This window comes from Agrobacterium leguminum, assembly GCF_005144435.2.
In the GTDB taxonomy this organism is placed as follows: domain Bacteria; phylum Pseudomonadota; class Alphaproteobacteria; order Rhizobiales; family Rhizobiaceae; genus Agrobacterium; species Agrobacterium leguminum.
On sequence record NZ_CP120212.1, the window covers coordinates 1,757,948 to 1,775,801 of the forward strand.

The following is a 17,854-nucleotide window of genomic DNA, read 5'->3' on the forward strand; positions in this document are numbered from 1 at the left end:
GCTGAAATGGCCCGAGCTTCAAATGGAGATAACTCATGGAAACGAAACCTATCGCAGCTTTTGCGGGCTCTCCCGCTCCCACGACCTTCGTTGTCAACGTCATTCATGCGCATCCGGGAAAGCAGGACGAAGCCTTCGCCATTATTCAGGATGTCGTTCACTATGTTGCCGAACGAAAAGAAGGGTTTCTCTGGAGCAGCCTTGCGAAAAGCACCGACGGAGAGACCGTTGTTAATGTCGAGGCCATTCAGGGAACCGGCAATGTCGACGAGTTCTTTTCCGATCCGCAATTCGTCGAAAAATTCCGGAAACTGGACGCCGTCTCCAGGAGCGAGTTTCACACATACACCGTCGGCGATCTGGTTCTCCCGAAGCCCATTGCTGAGTGACGGATAGAGCGCGTTCGGTTCTGAAAACGTGCCGGTCAGGTGGCGGCCGGGGGGCTTCCCCCGGCATTGGAACGGAAGGCCGTCGCCGGGCCATGGTCAAAGCACTCGATCAGCATTTCGGTCAGCACCCGGATTTTTCTTGCCGGATGCTGGCCGGGCGGTCTGACGACAAATATTCCCGCTGGCGGCGGCGGATAGCGTTTCATGACGCGGACCAGTTCGCCCGAGTCCAGATGATCCTGGATCAGATCGTCGGGCAACACGGCGATCCCCAGACCGGCAACTGCGGCGACGGCGAGGGCGGCCCCGTTGTCGGCTTTGAAACGTCCCTGTGGGCGAATGCTTGTCACCCTGTCTCCATCCATCACCTGCCAGGTCTCCGTTCCCTGCATGAGCGCCTGATGAGTTAGGAGTTCTTCCGGTGTCTCCGGAGAGCCATTGGCCCTGATATAGTCCGGGCTGGCGACGAAACTTCCGTAGAGGGGGCCGACGCGTCTGGCGACAAGGTTGGAATCCTGAAGGTGGCCGACCCGGATCGCACAATCATACCCTTCTGCGATCAGATCCACGAAACGATCCGTGTAACAGGTCTGGATCTGGAGTTGGGGATAGCGGCACGCCATTTGCGCAATCACCCGTGCGAAATGCGTCGGGCCGAAAGAAAGCGGCGCAGCAATCCGCAGACGCCCGCGGAGCTCGCCAGCCGGAAGAATTGTCTCCCTCGCCACATCGATTTCGGCTGAAATCCTCGCCGCATAGTCCCTGAAGGTTGCGCCCGCTTCTGTCAGGGAAGCGCCGCGTGTGGATCGGGCCAGAAGCTGGACACCAAGCTCGGCTTCAAGCCGCACGAGCCGCCGGCTGACCATCGACTTGGAGATGCCGAGCCGCATTGCGGCTGAAGTGACGCCTCCCGCATCTGCAACTTCGACGAATGTCCGAAGATCTTCGATATCCACTCAGCGTTCCTCATTCTGCGACACAGCTCAGCGCTGACAAGGACTACCGCATCATAAACAGGAATGACAAGTTTCGTCCCGCGGCAACGCCCGAAGGGGCGCATGTCTTTGCGCAAGCGCTTCAATAAACCGCCAACATAGGATGAACCCATGACCTTTCGTAACGGCCTCGATTCACTTCTCCGCCCTGAAGATTCCGTCCTCGTTCTGATCGATCATCAGCCCTATCAGCTCGCGAACCTGAACAGCCACGATCCGCAGGCTGTGGTCAACCTCACGACCGCACTGGCGAAGCTGGCAAAAGCCTTCAATGTTCCGACGGTTCTCACCAGCGTGATTGCGGCGCGCGGCGGACTTCTCTTCAAACAGATCACCGATGTGTTCCCCGGCCAGGAAGTCATCGATCGCACCTGGGTGAACACCTGGCAGGACGAGAATGTGGTGAACGTCGTCAAGGCGACCGGCCGCAAGCAACTGATCATCGCCGGCCTGTGGACCGAGGTTTGCGTCGCAATGCCCGTCATCCAGGCAGCCGGCGAAGGTTGGGACGTGACCGTGATCACCGATGCGTCGGGCGGGATTTCGAAGGAGTCTCACGAAGTTGCCATCCAGCGCATGATCGCGGCCGGTGCGAACCCGATGACCGTTATGGCGCTCGCCGGTGAATGGCAGCGCGATTGGGCGCGCACCGAGCATGTCGAGGAACTGACCGAAATCCTCATCCAGCACTTCGGCGGCAGCGGCATCGCCTATCTCTGGGAACAGCAGCTTCTCAACACGCCGGTGCCGGCCACAAAGGGCGGTCACTAAGAACCGGGCAGGGATGGCGCGGGCGTCTGTTGGCTCCCGCCATCCCGTCGCCTCAAGGCTATTCTCCCACCCTGCAAACGAGGCCGGCGCGATCCCCATGAGAAAGGGAGGCGCCGGCTTTGATCGCTTGCCTATGGGCGCGCGCATCGGACATACTGCCCCTTGAACCACAAAGGCCAAGGGCAAGACGAAGCCAGAGACTTGGAGCTGGATCGCGGAGCCATGCGAGAAGATTGAGCCCATGAATACGCGATTCCTCGAAACTTTTCTCTGGGCTGCTCGATTGAGCAGCTTTTCGGCAGCCGCGGAACGTTTGCACACAACGCAAGCATCGGTGTCCAACCGGATTGCCGCTTTGGAGCGGGAGCTCGGTGTCGTGCTATTCACGCGCGATGTGCGCTGCGTCAACCTGACGCCCGCCGGTCGTCTGGCGCTGCAACATGCCGAAAAGATCGTCAACCTCACCGGCGAGTTTCGGCAGATTGTCAGTAACCGCGAGGCGCTGAGGGGTACGGTGCGGATCGGTGCGGCCGATACGATCGTCTATGCCTGGCTGCCGCTGCTTATCCGCCGCGTGAACGAGCAATATCCCGGTGTCAGCCTCGATCTGACCATCGATACCAGCCTGAAACTCTCGCAGCGCATTCAGAACGGCGAGGTGGATGTCGGTTTCATCATGGGGCCGATCATGGCTGCGGATATTTATAATTCACCGCTCTGTACATTCGAATCCTGCTGGGTCGGCGCGGTCGAACTGCCGCTGCCGGAAACCGGTGTCACGCTTGAAGATATCGCGCATTTTCCGCTGCTTACCTTCTCGACCGGCTCACAACCGCACCAGGCATTGCGGGCGCTTCTCGATTCCCATGGCCTGTCCGATAGCCGCATCTACAATTCCAATTCGCTGTCGATCATGACGCGCCTTGTGGCCACGGCCGTCGGGGTGGGCGCCTTGCCGCGCGTTTTGGTGGACGGCATCATCAAATCGGGCGAAGCGCGTATTCTCGACATCACGCCGCCGGTGCCGCCTCTTACCTTCCACACGGTTTATCAGGAGCGTGGCGACAACGCGCTTGCCCGTGCCATTGCCGACATGGCGACGGAAATCGTCAGTGAAACCACCACACAATGGATGACGGCCGCAGCTTAAATTTTATGCTGCAACGCAAAATGATTAATCTATAAGCTTACCTTATGGGTTTCGATAGAGTTTTTCCGTTTGTCAGGAAAACAGTTCCCGTTCTTAATTCTCCTCGCAACATGAGAGGAGAGCAACGTGAAAGTCTCACTTGTTCAAATGAATACCCAGAACGACAAGGCAGAAAACCTCAAGGTTGCTGCCGATTTAATTGAGAAGGCAGTCAAGGCGGATAGTCCTGATCTTGTTGTTCTTCCGGAATACTTCGCATTTCTTGGAGATAATCCTCAGGAAATGCATGAGAGCGGGGAAGAATTCCCCGGCGGCGAGATTTACTCGCTGCTTTCGGATCTGGCCAGAAAGCACGCGATCACGCTGCATGCCGGTTCCATCGTCGAGAAGGAAGGCAACCGCTTCTACAATTCGACGCTCGTTTTCGGCCCGGACGGCAAACAGATCGCCCGTTACCGTAAAATTCACCTGTTCGATGTCGATACGCCGAACGGCATCAGCTACCGTGAATCCGATTCCGTTGCCCGTGGCGAAGAGGTCGTGACCTACAAGGTTGGCGACAGGACGGTCGGTTGCGGCATCTGCTACGATATCCGCTTCCCGGAACTGTTCCGCGCCCTGCGGGACAAGGGTGCAGATGTTATCGTTCTGCCCGCGGCTTTCACTCTGATGACAGGCAAGGACCATTGGGAAGTGCTGGCCCGCGCCCGCGCCGTCGAAACCCAGACCTATTTCCTCGCTGTCGGCCAGATCGGCACCCATGCAGGCGGCAAGAAGGCCTGCTGGGGTCATTCCATGGTCATCGATCCGTGGGGTCACATCGTCGCGCAATGCTCCGACACCGTCGGAACTGCCGGCGCCGCTCTCGACTTCGACTATTCGGCCAAGGTGCGCGCCAACGTGCCGGTGGCGAACCACCACGTTCTCTGATCGGAGAAAGACCCAATGTTTATCGTCAACCCCATGCCGGAACAGATCGGCACCGACATCATCGAGCTTCTTGAAAAGGTCGAAGTCGCAACGATCGGCCATGTGCTTCATTCCGGTTTCGTCGATCCTGAAATCCGGGCCGTTCTTCCGGGCAAGCGCGTGGCGGGCACCGCCGTCACGCTGCGCATCCCGAATGCAGATTCGACCATGCTCCACTACCTGACGCAACTCGTGCGTCCGGGCGATATCGTTCTCATCGACCGTTGCGGTGATACACGCCACGCCTGCTGGGGCGGCGTCATCACCAACACCATGAAGATGGCGGGTGTGAAAGCCGGTGTCGTCGATGGCCCGGCGACCGATTTCTCGGAGTTCACCAAGGTCGACATGCCAATGTGGTGCCGCGGCCCGTCGCCCATCACCACCAAGATCCTTGGTCTGGAAGGCGCGATCAACGTTCCGATCAGCGTCGGCGGCCAGATGATCAATCCGGGCGATGCGATCCTGTGCGACGAAAGCGGCGTTGTCGCCCTTCATCCGAGCCAGGCCCGCGCCATGGCGGAACGCGCCATCGGCATGCAGGAAGCCGAGATCGTGCTTCTGGAACGCCTGCGCAACGGCGAGAAGCTGCCGGATATTTCCGGCGCCAATAAATTCGTCCAGGCCAAGCTGAGCGCCTGACACAATCTTTCGGGTGGCGGATCCGTTCGCCACTCCCAATAACAATAGAGGAGAACAGGACAATGAAGAAATCGATACTTCTGAGTGGGATTCTCATGCTTGGCGCGGCCGCCCTGCCGGCGCACGCCCAGCAGACCGTGACGTTCCTCGGCTATAGCGGCCTTTTCCAGGAGCGTTACACCAAGGCCGTCATCGAGCCTTTCATGGCCGCCAACCCGGATATCAAGGTAGACTATTTCCCGCAGCAAGGTTCCGCCGCCATGCTCGGCTCGCTGCGTGCGCAGAAAGCTGCTCCGCAATCCGATATCGCGCTGATGGACGTCTCCGTCGCCAAGACCGGCACGGACGAAGGCCTGTTCGACAAGGTCGATGAAAGCGTTACCAAGAACGTTGCCGACCTCTATCCGAACGCCCGCTTCGAAGGCGTCGCCGGTGTCGGCGTGACTTTCGACAACCTCGTTCTCATCTACAATACCGATGCAATCAAGACCGCACCGGATAGCTGGAATGCCCTGAAAGACAGCGCCTTCAAGGGCAAGATCGCCATGCTGAGCGCTCCTGACATCGTCGGTATCGGCACGACCATCATCATGGACCACATGAATGGCGGCACCGACTTCATCAAGAATATCGACGCCGGCATCAATGCCATGGCGGAAGTCGCGCCGAACGTCCAGACCTGGGAACCGAAGCCGGAAGTCTATCCGACTGTCGTCAATGGCCAGGTGTCGCTGGGCGTGGGCTGGAATGCCCGCAGCCAGGTGAATGCCGATGGTTCCAAGGGCAAGATGAAGGTCGTTCTTCCGAAGGAAGGCACGATCCTGCAGATCAATACGCTCAACCTCGTCAAGGGCGGCCCGTCGTCCGAGGCGGCCCGCAAGTTCATCGATTACGCGCTGAGCCCGGAAGCCCAGGCCGCCTTCACCGCCGCCATGTATTATGCGCCGACCAACGCCAAGGCCACGGTGGCTCCCGATGTCAGCGATCGCACGGTCGTCAAGGCGATGGACAAGGTTATCCCGGTCGACTGGATCGGCCTCTCGAAGGTTCGTGACCAGATCACGCAGGACTGGCGCCGCAAGGTCATCCCGCTCAGCCGCTAAGGCTTTCGCGTCTCTGTCGTGAAAAATGGCAAGACTTCCGCATCCCCTTCGGGCGGATGCGGAAACGGCATGGGCTCCGGCTCATTTCCTCCGTCGGTGTTGGGATCGATGGAGGGGAGTGGTCCGAAGGCCTGCATAGGGAAAGCGCTGCGCAGAGCGCAGGTGAATTTCCGCCGCGATTGCATAGATCAAGGGACAGGGCATGTCCGCGACCCGCCGGGATGGGACATGTTCTGGAGAAAGGCAAAAAGCCAGAATGGGAACTTCAGACATCATGCAGCCAGGATTTCTCTCGATTCGTTCATTGACCAAGCGCTACGAAACCATGGTCGCCGTGGATAATCTCAATCTCGAGATTCCCAAGGGCGAACTGGTTGCCTTCCTCGGTCCATCCGGCTGCGGCAAGTCGACATCGCTGCGGATGATTGCCGGCCTTGCCCCCGTGACGTCAGGTTCGATCCTGATCGACGGCAAGGATGTGACCCAGCTTGCGCCCTATAAGCGCGATATTGGCCTCGTTTTCCAGAGCTATGCGCTTTTCCCGCATATGACGGTTCTCAAGAACGTCATGTTCGGTCTTGAAATGCGCAAGGTACCGGCTGCCGAAGCGGAACGGCGTGCGCGCGAAGCGATTGCCATGGTGCGTCTGGAAGGGCGCGAGGACCGCCGCCCCGCCCAGCTTTCCGGCGGCCAGCAGCAGCGCGTCGCACTGGCGCGTGCACTCGTCATCCAGCCCTCCATCCTTTTGTTCGATGAACCTCTTTCCAATCTCGACGCCAAGCTGCGCGACGAGATGCGCTCTGAAATCCGCCGCATCCAGAAGCAGCTTGGCATCACCTCCATCTTCGTCACCCATGATCAGGTCGAGGCGCTCAGCATGTGCGACAAGGTCGCCGTGCTCAATGGCGGGCGTCTGGAACAGCTCGGCACGCCGCGCGATCTCTACGAGCGCCCTGCAACGGCTTTCGTCGCCTCCTTCGTCGGCCGCACCAACAGGCTGGTCGGCAATGCCGTCGGCGATCACATCACGATTGGGGATGCGGTATTGCGTGCGCCCGGCTCGCACAACGGCACCATCGACCTTATGGTACGGCCGCACCGCATGGCCATGACGGTTGCCGGTGACGCCGCACCCGATTTCGACGGAGCGCCGGTCAATCGCATCGCCGGTGAGGTTCGCGATGTCTATTATGCAGGCGATATCCTTCACTACGAGATCGCCGCGGGCGGACAGACATTGTCGGTGGAGCGTGCGACTTCGGGCGGGGAAACACCTGTGGCGGCGGGCAGCGCGGTCAGCCTCGTCTGGCGCGTGGAGGACACGCTGGTCTTCGGAGCAGGCCAATGACAGCGGCGGTCATGATCACGGCTCCCGGCAGCCGCACATCCTCCATGGTGTTTCTCGCAACGCTTCTTCTCGGGCCGATCATTGCGGTCAATGGGCTGGCCTTCGTGATGCCCGTCTTCAACCTGCTCCTGCTTTCCTTCCGTGAAAGCCTTGGCGGCGGCGGTCTCGGCGAGGCCCACACGCTCGACAACTGGTCGTCCACCCTGACCGACGGTTTTTATATCGAACTGATCGGCCAGAGCATCCTGACAAGCCTTCTAATCACGGTTCTCACACTCATCGCCTCCTATCCCATCGCGCTTTATCTTCACCGGGCGCAGGGCCGCTGGAAGACGCTGCTGCTGGTGCTCGTCATTTCGCCATTGCTCACCTCGGCCGTGGTGCGCACCTATGGCTGGATCGCGATCCTTGCCGATGACGGCCTCATCAACAACATCCTCTTCGCACTGGGCGCTGAAAGCGGCGTGCGGCTGCTGTTCAACAAGGTCGGCGTCGTCATCGGGCTAACCGAAATCCTGATGCCCTATATGATCTTGGCGCTGCTTGCCGGTTTCGGCAGGCTCGATCCGCGTGTCGAAGAGGCGGCGGAAACGCTCGGCGCATCGCCGTGGAAGGTTTTCTGGCGGATCATCGTGCCGCTTACCATGCCCGGCGTCGCCCTCGGCTGCCTGCTTTCCTTCGTTCTCGCCGTCAGTTCGTTCATCACCCCCAAGCTGCTTGGCGGCGGACGCGTCTTCCTTCTGGCGACGGAAATCTACGATCAGGCCATTGTGACGCTCAACTGGCCGCTTGCGGCGACGCTGTCGATGATCATTCTCGTGATTTTCGGCGCTGCCCTGGTGCTCTATTCCCGGCTTCTGCGGGCCATTCTTTAAAAGGAGATCGAAGATGGAAGAACGTCCCGCTCCGCTGGCGCTGAAAATCGTCGCCTTCATCATGTTCCTTTTCCTGCTGGCGCCCGTCGTTCTCGTCGTGCCGATCTCGTTTTCGGCCGATAGCTACATGACCTTTCCGCCCTCCGGCTGGAGCCTGCGCTGGTATGTCGATCTCATGCACAATTCCAAGATGATGGGAGCGCTCGGCACCAGCACCCTTCTCGCCGTCATCGTCACCGCGCTCTCCATGCTGATCGCGCTACCGGCCTCCTATGCCATCGTGCGCATGCGGGTGATCGGGGCGGATGCGCTTCTCGCCTTCTTCACCGCGCCGCTGCTTCTGCCCACCATCGTTCTCGGCCTCGCGATCCTGATCGTCTTTGCCGGTGCCGGCCTGCTCGGCACCTTCACAGGTCTGGTGATTGCGCATCTCATCATCGTGCTGCCCTATGCGCTGCGTGTTCTCACCACCTCGCTTGCCGGCCTGCCGCTGATCTTCGAGGAGGCCGCTTCCACGCTCGGGGCATCGCCGCTCACGATTTTCCGACGCGTGACCATGCCGATGATCGCGCCGGGCGTGGTGGCGACGGCGGCGCTTTCCTTTCTGGTGTCGTTCGATGAAGCGGTGATTTCGCTGTTCCTCACCGGCCCACGCATCACCACGCTTCCCGTCGCCATGTATCAGCACGTGGAAACGCAGGCCGATCCGCTCGTTGCAGCCATTTCCGTTCTCTTGATCGTGCTCACCCTTGCCGTCGTTCTCATCGTCGACCGCACGGCGGGCCTGACCAAGACTTTCGTGAAATAAAGTCGCGGGGCCGCTGGCTGGCGCTGGCTGCCCCTACTGGCATAGGCGCGAATTTCACTCCCGTTTATGAACGCCGCTGCTGCATCGGCGCGATCCGTCGCGCCCGTTGATTTCGCTTTGAAAGACAAAAGCAAAGGGAAGCCCATGGCTGAAACCCCCTCCACGGAATTTGATGTCGCCGTCATCGGCGCCGGCGTCGTTGGGTGCGCGGTCGCCCGCCGTTTCGCGCTGGCCGGTGCGAAGGTGGTGGTCATCGAGAAAGGCTCCGATATCCTCTCCGGCGCCTCCAAGGCCAATAGCGCCATCCTCCATACCGGCTTCGATGCGCCGGAAGGCAGTCTGGAACTGGAACTGGTGAAGGCAGGCCGGGCGGAATATCTCTCCATTCATGGGCAGATGGGCCTCAGCCTCGTCGAAACCGGTGCGCTGGTTTGCGCCTGGAACCCGGACGAGGCGGAAAAACTGCAGGCGATCGCCGATCAGGGGCGGCGCAACGGCATCGCCGGGCTTGAGCTTCTCACAGCGGGGCACGTTCGTGAAACCATGCCGGGCCTGTCCGACCGCCTTGTCGCCGCGCTCGACGTTCCGGGCGAACATATCATCGATCCGTGGTCCGCGCCGCTCGGCTATCTCACGCAGGCGGTGGCGCTCGGCGCGCAGCTGGTGCGTAACGCGGAAGTTCTGTCCGGTGTATTCGACGGCACGTGGCTGATCGAGACGACGGCAGGCGTTATCCTTGCCGCGAGTGTCGTCAATGCCGCCGGGCTGTTCGGCGATATTGTCGATGCGCGTCTGGGGCTTCCGCCCGACTTCGCCATCAAGCCCCGCAAGGGACAGTTCGTGGTGCTGGACAAGGCTGCCCGCCGGCATGTGCCGCGCATCGTCCTGCCCGTTCCCACCGAAATCACCAAGGGCATCGTGGTTTGCCCCACCGCCTTCGGGAATGTTCTCGTCGGCCCGACGGCGGAAGAGCAGGAAGACCGAGAGCGCGCGACGGTCGAGACGGCGACGCTGGAAGCACTGCTGGAGCGCGGTGCGGAGATCGTTCCGGCGCTGGCCTCCGTTGCCGTGACCGCCGTTTATGCTGGTCTGCGACCGGCGTCTGAAAGGAAGCATTACCGCATTTCCGCCCGGCCGGACCGACGCGCGATCACGCTCGGCGGCATTCGCTCCACGGGCCTCAGCGCCGCCCTCGGTCTGGCGCAACATGCGCTGAGGCTTCACGAAGGTTTCGACACGCATTTTATCCCACCGCCCTCGGCTCCCGACGTGACGATGCCCAACCTGACCGAAACCTGCGAGCGGGACTGGCAGCGTGCCGATCACGGCGAAATCGTCTGTCATTGCGAACTCGTCACGCGCCGCGAGATCGAGGCGACCTTTTTAAGCCCGGTGCCGCCGGGCGATTTCGGTGGGCTGCGGCGGCGCACCCGCGCCGGCATGGGCCGCTGTCAGGGTTTTTATTGCAACGCCCGGCTGGCCGCGATGACGGGCGACCGCCTGGCGACCCCGCTTGCCGTTCGCGAGGGAGGCGACCGATGAGTGCGGATGTGATCGTGGTCGGCGGCGGCCCGGCGGGCATGGCGGCGGCACTGGAGCTGAAAGCGCGCGGTATCGCCCGCGTGATGATCCTTGACCGTGAGCCGGCCCTTGGAGGCGCGACCCGGCATTGCCTGCATTCGCCCTTCGGCATGCGTGAATTCGGACGCGTCTATTTCGGTCCGGCCTATGCGCAACGCCTGCAGCGGCAGGCGCAGGATGCGGGTGTCGATATCCGCACCGGTCATTCCGTGGTGGAACTCGGGCAGGATGGCGCGCTGCTGGTGACGTCGGCGCGCGGCGTCGAGACGCTAAAGGCCCGGCGTATCGTGCTTGCGACCGGCGCGCGGGAAAAACCACGCTCCGCGCGACTTTTACCCGGCGACAGGCCGGTAGGTGTGGTCACCACCGGCACGCTGCAATCCTATGTCGCCTTTCACGGCATCATGCCCTTTCGTCGGCCGCTTATTATCGGTTCGGAACTGGTTTCCTTTTCCGCGCTTCTAACCTGCCTGACGCATCGCGCCCGGCCGGTGGCGATGATCGAGCCGGAATCGCATCCGCTGGCGCGGTCGCCTTTCCATTGGTTTCCGCGACTGGCCGGGGTGCCCTTTTATTGTGGTGCGGTACTCACGGATATTCGCGGATGCGGCCGGGTCGAAGAAGCCGATATCCGTCTGGCGGATGGTCGCATCATGACGGTTCAATGCGACGGTGTTCTGATCACCGGGCGGTTCACGCCGGAGGCAGCGCTTCTCAATGCATCCCCCGTGGATGTTGCGGCAGGCAGCGCCGGGCCGCTGATCGATCAGGACGGACGGATGCCCAACCCGATATTCTTCGCCGGCGGGAATGTCTTGCGAGCCGTGGAAACGGGCGGCTGGGCGTTTCGCGAAGGCCGTCGGGTTGGTGCGGCGGTGGCTGACGATCTCGTTCGGGAACCATGCGGCGCGCCGGGGGTGCCCGTCACCTTCGCCGATCCGCTCAAGCTGGCGGTTCCCGCCATGTTGCGGCCGGGTGGGCTCGACAGACCCGCATTTCGCGATTTTCAGCTTCGTTTCACCAGACACGTCCAAGGCCGGCTTTCGCTGCATCTCGATGGAACGGAAGTGTGGAACAAGACCGGCCGGTGGCGTCCTGAACGCCGTGTGCTGGTGCCCATTCCCGGCGCGGCGTTTGAAGCGGGGCGGATTGCCTTTCATTTTCGGGAGACCAATTGATGCGCATTGCCGCAATCGATCAGGGAACGACATCGACCCGGTGCCTTGTGGTGAGCGATGGCGGCACGGCGGAGGTCGTGGCCAGCCGGCGTCACGCGCAATTTTATCCGGCCGCCGGCCATGTGGAACATGATCCGGAAGAACTGCTGGGCAACATCCGCGCGGTGCTGGCTGCCGCCGGGCCGGTGGATGCCATCGCCATCGCCAATCAGGGCGAGAGTTGCCTGGCGTGGGATGCCGTGAGCGGTGAGGCGCTGTCGACGGTCATCGTCTGGCAGGATGCCCGCACCGCCGAAGCGCTGGCCGCCATGGCGCCTTCGGCAACGGATCGTTCGAAAGAGATTTGCGGGCTGCCGCTCGATCCCTATTTTTCGGCCAGCAAACTGGCCTGGCTGGTCAGGCACAATCCGGCGGTGGCCCAGGCACGCGCCGTAGGCCGTTTGCGGCTGGGCACCACCGATGCGTTTTTTCTGGACCGGCTGACGGGCTGTTTCCGCACCGACCTTGCAACGGCGTCGCGCACGGGGCTGCTCGATCTCTCAACCGGAGACTGGAGCCCGGAACTCTGCGCGCTTCACGGCGTGCCGCTGGATTGCCTGCCCACAATCGGCCCTGTCGATGGCGGCTTCGGCGCGGTCGAGGGAACGCCTATCCGCGTTTCCATCGTCGATCAGCAGGCAGCGCTTTATGGGCATGGCTGCCGCAAGGCCGGCGATTGCAAGATAACCTTCGGAACCGGAGCCTTTCTGCTGGCCGTTGCCGGTCACGGGCGGCCGGCGACGGGAGAGCTTCTGCCGACCATTGGCTGGCAAATGCAGGGCGCCCCCGCTGTTTTCGCCATCGAAGGCGGGATCTATGATGCCGGCGCGGCGCTTGAATGGGCGAAAAAGATCGGCCTCTATGCTGAAAATACCGAACTCGACGGTTTCGAGGGACCGTCGGCCATTCGTCGCGGCCTTGTCTTCGTGCCCGCCCTTTCGGGCCTTGCCGCGCCCTATTGGGACAGGCAGGCCGTGCCTTTGTTCATCGGCATGAACCACGCGACCGAGCGGCGTGACATGGTGCGCGCCGTGCTGGAAGGCATTGCCCTGCTGACGGCGCGGTTGGTCGAGGCGGCATCGGCCGTCGCCCCCATAGGCGACACGATCTCCATCGATGGCGGCTTGTCGAACAGCCGTTATTTCGCCCGCTTTCTGGCCGCCGCCAGCGGTCGAACCATTTGCGTGCCCGCCATGCGCGAGCTGACGGCGCTCGGTCTGGCGGAACTGTGCGGTGTCGATGTCGCGGCCCTGCGAGGCGATGCCGAGATATTCGCGCGCGATGGATCGGTCGATGCCGAAGACCATGCCCGCTTCGCACGCGCCATAGACAGTGCACGGAGCTGGCAACGATCCAAAACCTGCACAAGTGCGGTTCCGTCGACCGTGCCGGCGGCGGGCGTCTGATTTCTCCAATTTAAAGAACAGGCGACAAAGGCGACAAAATTTGATAAATTACAAAACAGCCGGTTGCGGTTTGACGCGTCGATAGAAGTCACCGAGCGTTCCTGTACCGCCAGCCGGATCATGGCGCAGGAGGAGAAGTGCTATGACGGCATTCCATGTCATGGCCGGTGCGAGTGGTGAATTTGCCCGCCCGGAAGTCCGCAAGGTTGGCATCCCGGATATTGTGGATGCGTTGAAGCTGGGACTTGAGGACTTTAAAGAAAAGCCGTCCCACTATGTTTTTCTCTGTCTTATGTATCCGATCGCCGGTGTTTTTCTGGTGATGTGGAGTTCCGGCGCCAATCTGCTGCCGGTTATTTATCCGCTGATGTCGGGTTTTGCACTGATTGGTCCGATCGCGGCCATCGGGCTTTATGAAATCAGTCGACGACGCGAGCAGGGATTGGATAGCTCCTGGCGGCATGCACTGGAGGTTCGTCACTCTCCGGCCCTGCCGTCGATCATCGCGGTCGCCGTCATGCTGTTCGTGCTTTTCGTCGTCTGGTTGATTGTTGCGCAGAGCATCTACACTGCGACTTTCGATGCGACCGGTCCGGTTTCGCTCTCCACCTTTCTGTCGGACGTATTGACGACCTCGCAAGGTCTCTCCCTCATCGTCTGGGGCAATCTGGCCGGCTTCGTTTTCGCGGTCGTCGTGCTGGCGACAACGGTGGTGGCGTTCCCGCTGCTGCTCGACCGGGATGTCGGCGCAGTCGCGGCGGTGGATGCGAGCATCCGCGCCACGCTTGCCAACCCGGTTCCCGTGGCGCTTTGGGGATTGATCGTCGCGGCCTTGCTCGTCGTCGGCACGATCCCGGTATTTATCGGCCTCGCGGTCGTCATGCCCATCCTCGGCCACTCGACCTGGCACCTCTATCGGAAACTGATCGTGTCCGATTATCCAAGCCGTAAGCCCTGAATTCGTAGAGGAAATCTATCCGTAGATCATCCTTCCTGCCGTTGCGGCCCCGCTGAGGGGAGCCGCGGCGGGTGGGATGACCATGGAGAGTGCGGCGATGCCATGTGATATCGTTTTCTTCCGATCTGTCTGCTTTTCGCGATTGCCTTACCGATTGAGGCCGTAGCACAGGAAGGAGACGCTGCCGCAGGCGCCACCGTAATTGCTCGCCTGATCAATTTATGAGATAATTCTAATATACTTCGCGATGGGGTTGTAGAAGTATTCGTGGCCGGGTCACGGGAGGAAACGATGGCTGTCGTTGTGATTCTCGTTCTGCTGGTGGTGGGATCGATCGTATTCCACCTGCTAAGCCCGTGGTGGTGGACGCCGATAGCCTCGAACTGGAGCTATATCGACAATACGATCATCATCACTTTCTGGATCACCGGCTTCGTTTTCTCGGCCGTTGTGCTGTTCGTCGCCTATTGCGTGTTCCGCTTCAAACACCGCGCCGGAAACCGGGCGGCATACCAGCCCGAAAACAAGCGCCTGGAATGGTGGCTGGCGGGTGGAACCGGGGTTGGGGTGGCTGCAATGCTTCTGCCGGGCCTCTTCGTATGGAACCAGTTCGTGACCGTCCCGGACGGTGCGAGCGAAGTGGAAGTCGTCGGTAAGCAATGGCAATGGAGTTTCCGCCTGCCGGGAGCGGACGGACGGCTCGGACGGGCGGATACGCGCGCTATTGCACCCGACAATCCGCTCGGCCTGAACAGGAACGATCCCGCAGGAATGGACGATGTCATCGTTGAAGGCGGTGAGTTGCATCTGCCCGCCGGCAGGCCGGTGAAGATGCTGCTGCGCGCGGTCGATGTCGTGCATGATTTCTACGTGCCGGAGTTCCGGGCCAAGATGGACATGATCCCCGGCTCGGTCACCTACTACTGGTTTACGCCGACCCGGACGGGAACCTTCGAGGTTCTCTGCGCGGAACTGTGCGGTGTGGGCCATCCGCAGATGCGCGGCACCGTCGTCGTCGATACCGAGACCGATTATCAAGCCTGGCTGCAGCAGCAGCCGACTTTCTCGAAATTGCTGGCTTCGGCGGAAACGCCGGCGGCCAGATAAGCGCCGCGCATATTGGAAGGGAAGACCGCATCGGGGGAACAGGGAGGATGGAACATGGTCGAGATTGGATCCGGCGCCGGGCAGGTCATTCAGCCCGCTGAAGTCGAGGACGTCGAGCTTTATCACCCGAAAAGCTGGTGGACGAAATATGTCTTCAGCCAGGATGCCAAGATCATTGCCATTCAATATTTCCTGACAGCCATCGCAATCGGCATGGTGGCGCTGGTGCTTTCCTGGCTGATGCGGCTGCAGCTCGGTTTTCCCGGCTATTTCTCCTTCATCGATGCGGAGCATTATTATCAGTTCATCACCATGCATGGCATGATCATGGTGATTTACCTGCTCACCGCGCTGTTTCTCGGCGGTTTCGGCAACTACCTGATCCCGCTGATGCTCGGCGCGCGCGACATGGTGTTTCCCTATGCCAATATGCTGAGCTACTGGCTTTATCTCTCCGCCGTCCTTGTGCTGGTGGCCGGTTTCTTCGCGCCCGGCGGGCCGACGGGCGCCGGCTGGACGCTCTATCCGCCGCAGGCGCTTCTTTCGGGAACGCCGGGAGGGCGCGACTGGGGCATCATCCTGATGCTGTCATCGCTGATCCTGTTCATCATCGGCTTTACTTTGGGCGGGCTGAATTACGTCGTCACCGTGTTGCAGGGACGCACGCGGGGCATGACGCTGATGCGCATGCCATTGACGATCTGGGGCATATTCACGGCGACCGCCATGGCGCTGCTCGCTTTCCCGGCGCTCTTCGTCGCTGCCGTCATGATGTTGTTCGACCGGCTGCTCGGCACGAGCTTCTTCATGCCGGCCATCGTGGAGATGGGCGAACAATTGAAGCAGGAGGGCGGCAGTCCCATCCTGTTCCAGCACCTGTTCTGGTTCTTCGGCCATCCGGAAGTCTATATCGTCGCACTTCCCGCCTTCGGCATCGTCTCGGATCTGATCAGCACCCATGCGCGCAAGAATATCTTCGGTTACCGCATGATGGTCTGGGCGATCGTCATCATCGCGGCGCTGAGCTTCGTCGTCTGGGCGCATCATATGTATGTCAGCGGCATGAACCCGAATTTCGGGTTCTTTTTCGCAACCACGACGCTGATCATCGCCGTGCCGACGGCGATCAAGGTCTATAACTGGGTGCTCACGCTCTGGCGCGGCGATATCCATCTCACCCTGCCGATGCTGTTTGCGCTCGCCTTCATCGTCACATTCATCAATGGCGGATTGACCGGTCTCTTCCTCGGCAATGTCGTCGTCGATGTGCCGCTTTCGGATACGATGTTCGTGGTCGCCCATTTTCATATGGTGATGGGGGTCGCGCCGATCATGGTGATCTTCGGTGCGATTCACCACTGGTATCCTAAAGTCACAGGCCGGATGCTGAACGAGGCGATGGGGCACGTCCATTTCTGGATCACCTTTCTGGGTGCTTATGCCATCTTCTTCCCGATGCATTATCTCGGGCTGATGGGCGTGCCGCGCCGCTATTACGAGCTGGGCGAAACCGCCTTCATTCCAGATTCGGCGCACACGTTGAACATATTCATCACCGTGGCCGCGCTCATTGTCGGTGCGGCGCAACTGCTGTTCGTGTTCAATCTCGAGTGGAGCCTGCGCTGGGGCAAAAAGGCGGTCGGCAATCCGTGGCGGGCCACGACACTGGAATGGCAGACGCCGCAGACCCCGCCGGTTCATGGCAACTGGGGCAAGGAACTGCCGGTCGTTTATCGCTGGCCGTATGATTATAGCGTGCCCGGCGCGGCTGAGGACTTCCTGCCGCAAAACCAGCCGGCTGCGGCCGGGCCTTCCGAAAGGGTCCTGTCATGAGCGCCATCCTCGTCTTCATGGCCGGAATCGCCGGCATCATCGGCTGGTGGATGGCGCGGCAGCGGCTAGCCTCGAAGCCCTGGCTGGAAGTCGGTCTGGCAGGCGATGCGCCGCAGATGCAGGGATCATCGGCGACAATCGCGAAAGTCGGACTTGGGATATTTCTGGCGGTTGTCGGTGCCTTGTTCACCTTGCTCATCAGCGCCTATCTCGGCCGCATGGGCGGCGCCGACTGGTGGGGTATCCCGATCCCCGGACTGTTATGGGTGAACACCGCGGCGCTCGCCGCCAGCAGTCTGGCGCTGCAATGGGCGAAAACTGAAATCCGTCCAGATCGTCGCGACAGGCTGAATGCGGCTCTTGTGACAGCCTTTGCGACGGCTGTTTTCTTTGTCGCCGGTCAATTCCTGGCGTGGCGGCAACTCATCTCCGCAGGCTATGTTCTGGCGGATAACCCATCGAACAGCTTCTTCTACATGATCACCGGCCTGCACGGCCTGCATATATTGGGCGGGCTCTTCGTGCTTGGACGCACCGCAATCCGTGCCCGGAGCGAGCCCTTGTCGGCAAGGATGCGCCTGAGTGTGGAGCTGTGCGCCATCTACTGGCATTTCATGCTGGTCGTCTGGCTGGTCCTTTTTGCGCTTTTCGCCGGCTGGGCGAATAGTTTCGTCGATCTCTGCCGTCAATTGGTCACCTGAG

17 protein-coding genes are annotated in these 17,854 nt (G+C 60.9%); 16 read left to right on the top strand and 1 reads right to left on the bottom strand.

Translation table 11 applies throughout. The features are described from left to right. The first annotated feature begins 35 nt into the window (after positions 1–35). Positions 36–389, top strand: coding sequence for an antibiotic biosynthesis monooxygenase (locus CFBP4996_RS22600; protein ID WP_003521971.1), 354 nt, complete (start codon positions 36–38; stop codon positions 387–389). Between the two features lie 35 nt (positions 390–424). Here CFBP4996_RS22600 and CFBP4996_RS22605 read toward each other — a convergent pair whose 3' ends face one another. Further along, the gene (locus tag CFBP4996_RS22605) at positions 425–1,345 is read right to left on the bottom strand and encodes a LysR family transcriptional regulator (RefSeq protein WP_080853723.1); all 921 of its coding nucleotides are present in this window, start codon (positions 1,343–1,345) and stop codon (positions 425–427) included. Between the two features lie 150 nt (positions 1,346–1,495). Between CFBP4996_RS22605 and CFBP4996_RS22610 the strand changes: the two genes are divergently transcribed. The 15 genes from CFBP4996_RS22610 (at position 1,496) to CFBP4996_RS22680 (ending at position 17,853) form a co-directional block, all read left to right on the top strand. Beyond that, on the top strand, positions 1,496–2,155 hold the full coding sequence (locus CFBP4996_RS22610) for a hydrolase (RefSeq protein WP_003521973.1): 660 nt from the start codon (positions 1,496–1,498) through the stop codon (positions 2,153–2,155). Positions 2,156–2,396: 241 nt separating this feature from the next. Next, a complete protein-coding gene (locus CFBP4996_RS22615) occupies positions 2,397–3,305 on the top strand; it encodes a LysR family transcriptional regulator (RefSeq protein WP_020812348.1) in 909 nt (302 codons plus the stop codon). 147 nt (positions 3,306–3,452) lie between these two features. Further along, complete coding sequence (locus CFBP4996_RS22620) at positions 3,453–4,235, top strand: carbon-nitrogen hydrolase family protein (RefSeq protein WP_059761162.1); 783 nt, start codon at positions 3,453–3,455, stop codon at positions 4,233–4,235. Between the two features lie 15 nt (positions 4,236–4,250). Further along, a complete protein-coding gene (locus CFBP4996_RS22625; protein ID WP_080853722.1) occupies positions 4,251–4,916 on the top strand; it encodes an RraA family protein in 666 nt (221 codons plus the stop codon). A gap of 62 nt (positions 4,917–4,978) precedes the next feature. Further along, positions 4,979–6,019, top strand: coding sequence for an ABC transporter substrate-binding protein (locus tag CFBP4996_RS22630; RefSeq protein ID WP_065654920.1), 1,041 nt, complete (start codon positions 4,979–4,981; stop codon positions 6,017–6,019). A gap of 274 nt (positions 6,020–6,293) precedes the next feature. Further along, positions 6,294–7,367: an ABC transporter ATP-binding protein gene (locus tag CFBP4996_RS22635; protein WP_080853721.1), complete on the top strand. Its 1,074-nt coding sequence runs from the start codon at positions 6,294–6,296 to the stop codon at positions 7,365–7,367. Beyond that, positions 7,364–8,242: an ABC transporter permease gene (locus tag CFBP4996_RS22640; RefSeq protein ID WP_080820311.1), complete on the top strand. Its 879-nt coding sequence runs from the start codon at positions 7,364–7,366 to the stop codon at positions 8,240–8,242. Before CFBP4996_RS22635 ends, CFBP4996_RS22640 begins: the two co-directional genes overlap by 4 nt. A 13-nt stretch (positions 8,243–8,255) precedes the next feature. Continuing rightward, positions 8,256–9,050 (top strand): ABC transporter permease, encoded by a 795-nt coding sequence (locus CFBP4996_RS22645; RefSeq protein ID WP_080820314.1) that lies wholly within the window; start codon positions 8,256–8,258, stop codon positions 9,048–9,050. 144 nt (positions 9,051–9,194) lie between these two features. Continuing rightward, complete coding sequence (locus CFBP4996_RS22650) at positions 9,195–10,592, top strand: NAD(P)/FAD-dependent oxidoreductase (protein ID WP_080854807.1); 1,398 nt, start codon at positions 9,195–9,197, stop codon at positions 10,590–10,592. Then, positions 10,589–11,809 carry an FAD-dependent oxidoreductase gene (locus CFBP4996_RS22655; protein WP_080853720.1) on the top strand — a complete coding sequence of 407 codons (1,221 nt, stop codon included), beginning with the start codon at positions 10,589–10,591 and terminating at the stop codon, positions 11,807–11,809. Before CFBP4996_RS22650 ends, CFBP4996_RS22655 begins: the two co-directional genes overlap by 4 nt. Then, positions 11,809–13,254, top strand: a complete 1,446-nt coding sequence (locus CFBP4996_RS22660; RefSeq protein ID WP_080853719.1) for an FGGY family carbohydrate kinase — start codon at positions 11,809–11,811, stop codon at positions 13,252–13,254. The genes CFBP4996_RS22655 and CFBP4996_RS22660 overlap by 1 nt, the downstream gene beginning before the upstream one ends. A gap of 142 nt (positions 13,255–13,396) precedes the next feature. Further along, on the top strand, positions 13,397–14,212 hold the full coding sequence (locus CFBP4996_RS22665) for a DUF2189 domain-containing protein (RefSeq protein ID WP_080853718.1): 816 nt from the start codon (positions 13,397–13,399) through the stop codon (positions 14,210–14,212). A gap of 291 nt (positions 14,213–14,503) precedes the next feature. Further along, positions 14,504–15,319 (top strand): cytochrome c oxidase subunit II, encoded by an 816-nt coding sequence (locus CFBP4996_RS22670; protein WP_080853717.1) that lies wholly within the window; start codon positions 14,504–14,506, stop codon positions 15,317–15,319. A 54-nt stretch (positions 15,320–15,373) separates the two neighbouring features. Next, entirely contained in the window at positions 15,374–17,152 is a 1,779-nt protein-coding gene (locus CFBP4996_RS22675) for a cytochrome c oxidase subunit I (protein ID WP_080853716.1), read from the top strand. Then, on the top strand, positions 17,149–17,853 hold the full coding sequence (locus CFBP4996_RS22680; RefSeq protein WP_080853715.1) for a cytochrome c oxidase subunit 3: 705 nt from the start codon (positions 17,149–17,151) through the stop codon (positions 17,851–17,853). The genes CFBP4996_RS22675 and CFBP4996_RS22680 overlap by 4 nt, the downstream gene beginning before the upstream one ends. Position 17,854 lies beyond the last annotated feature (1 nt).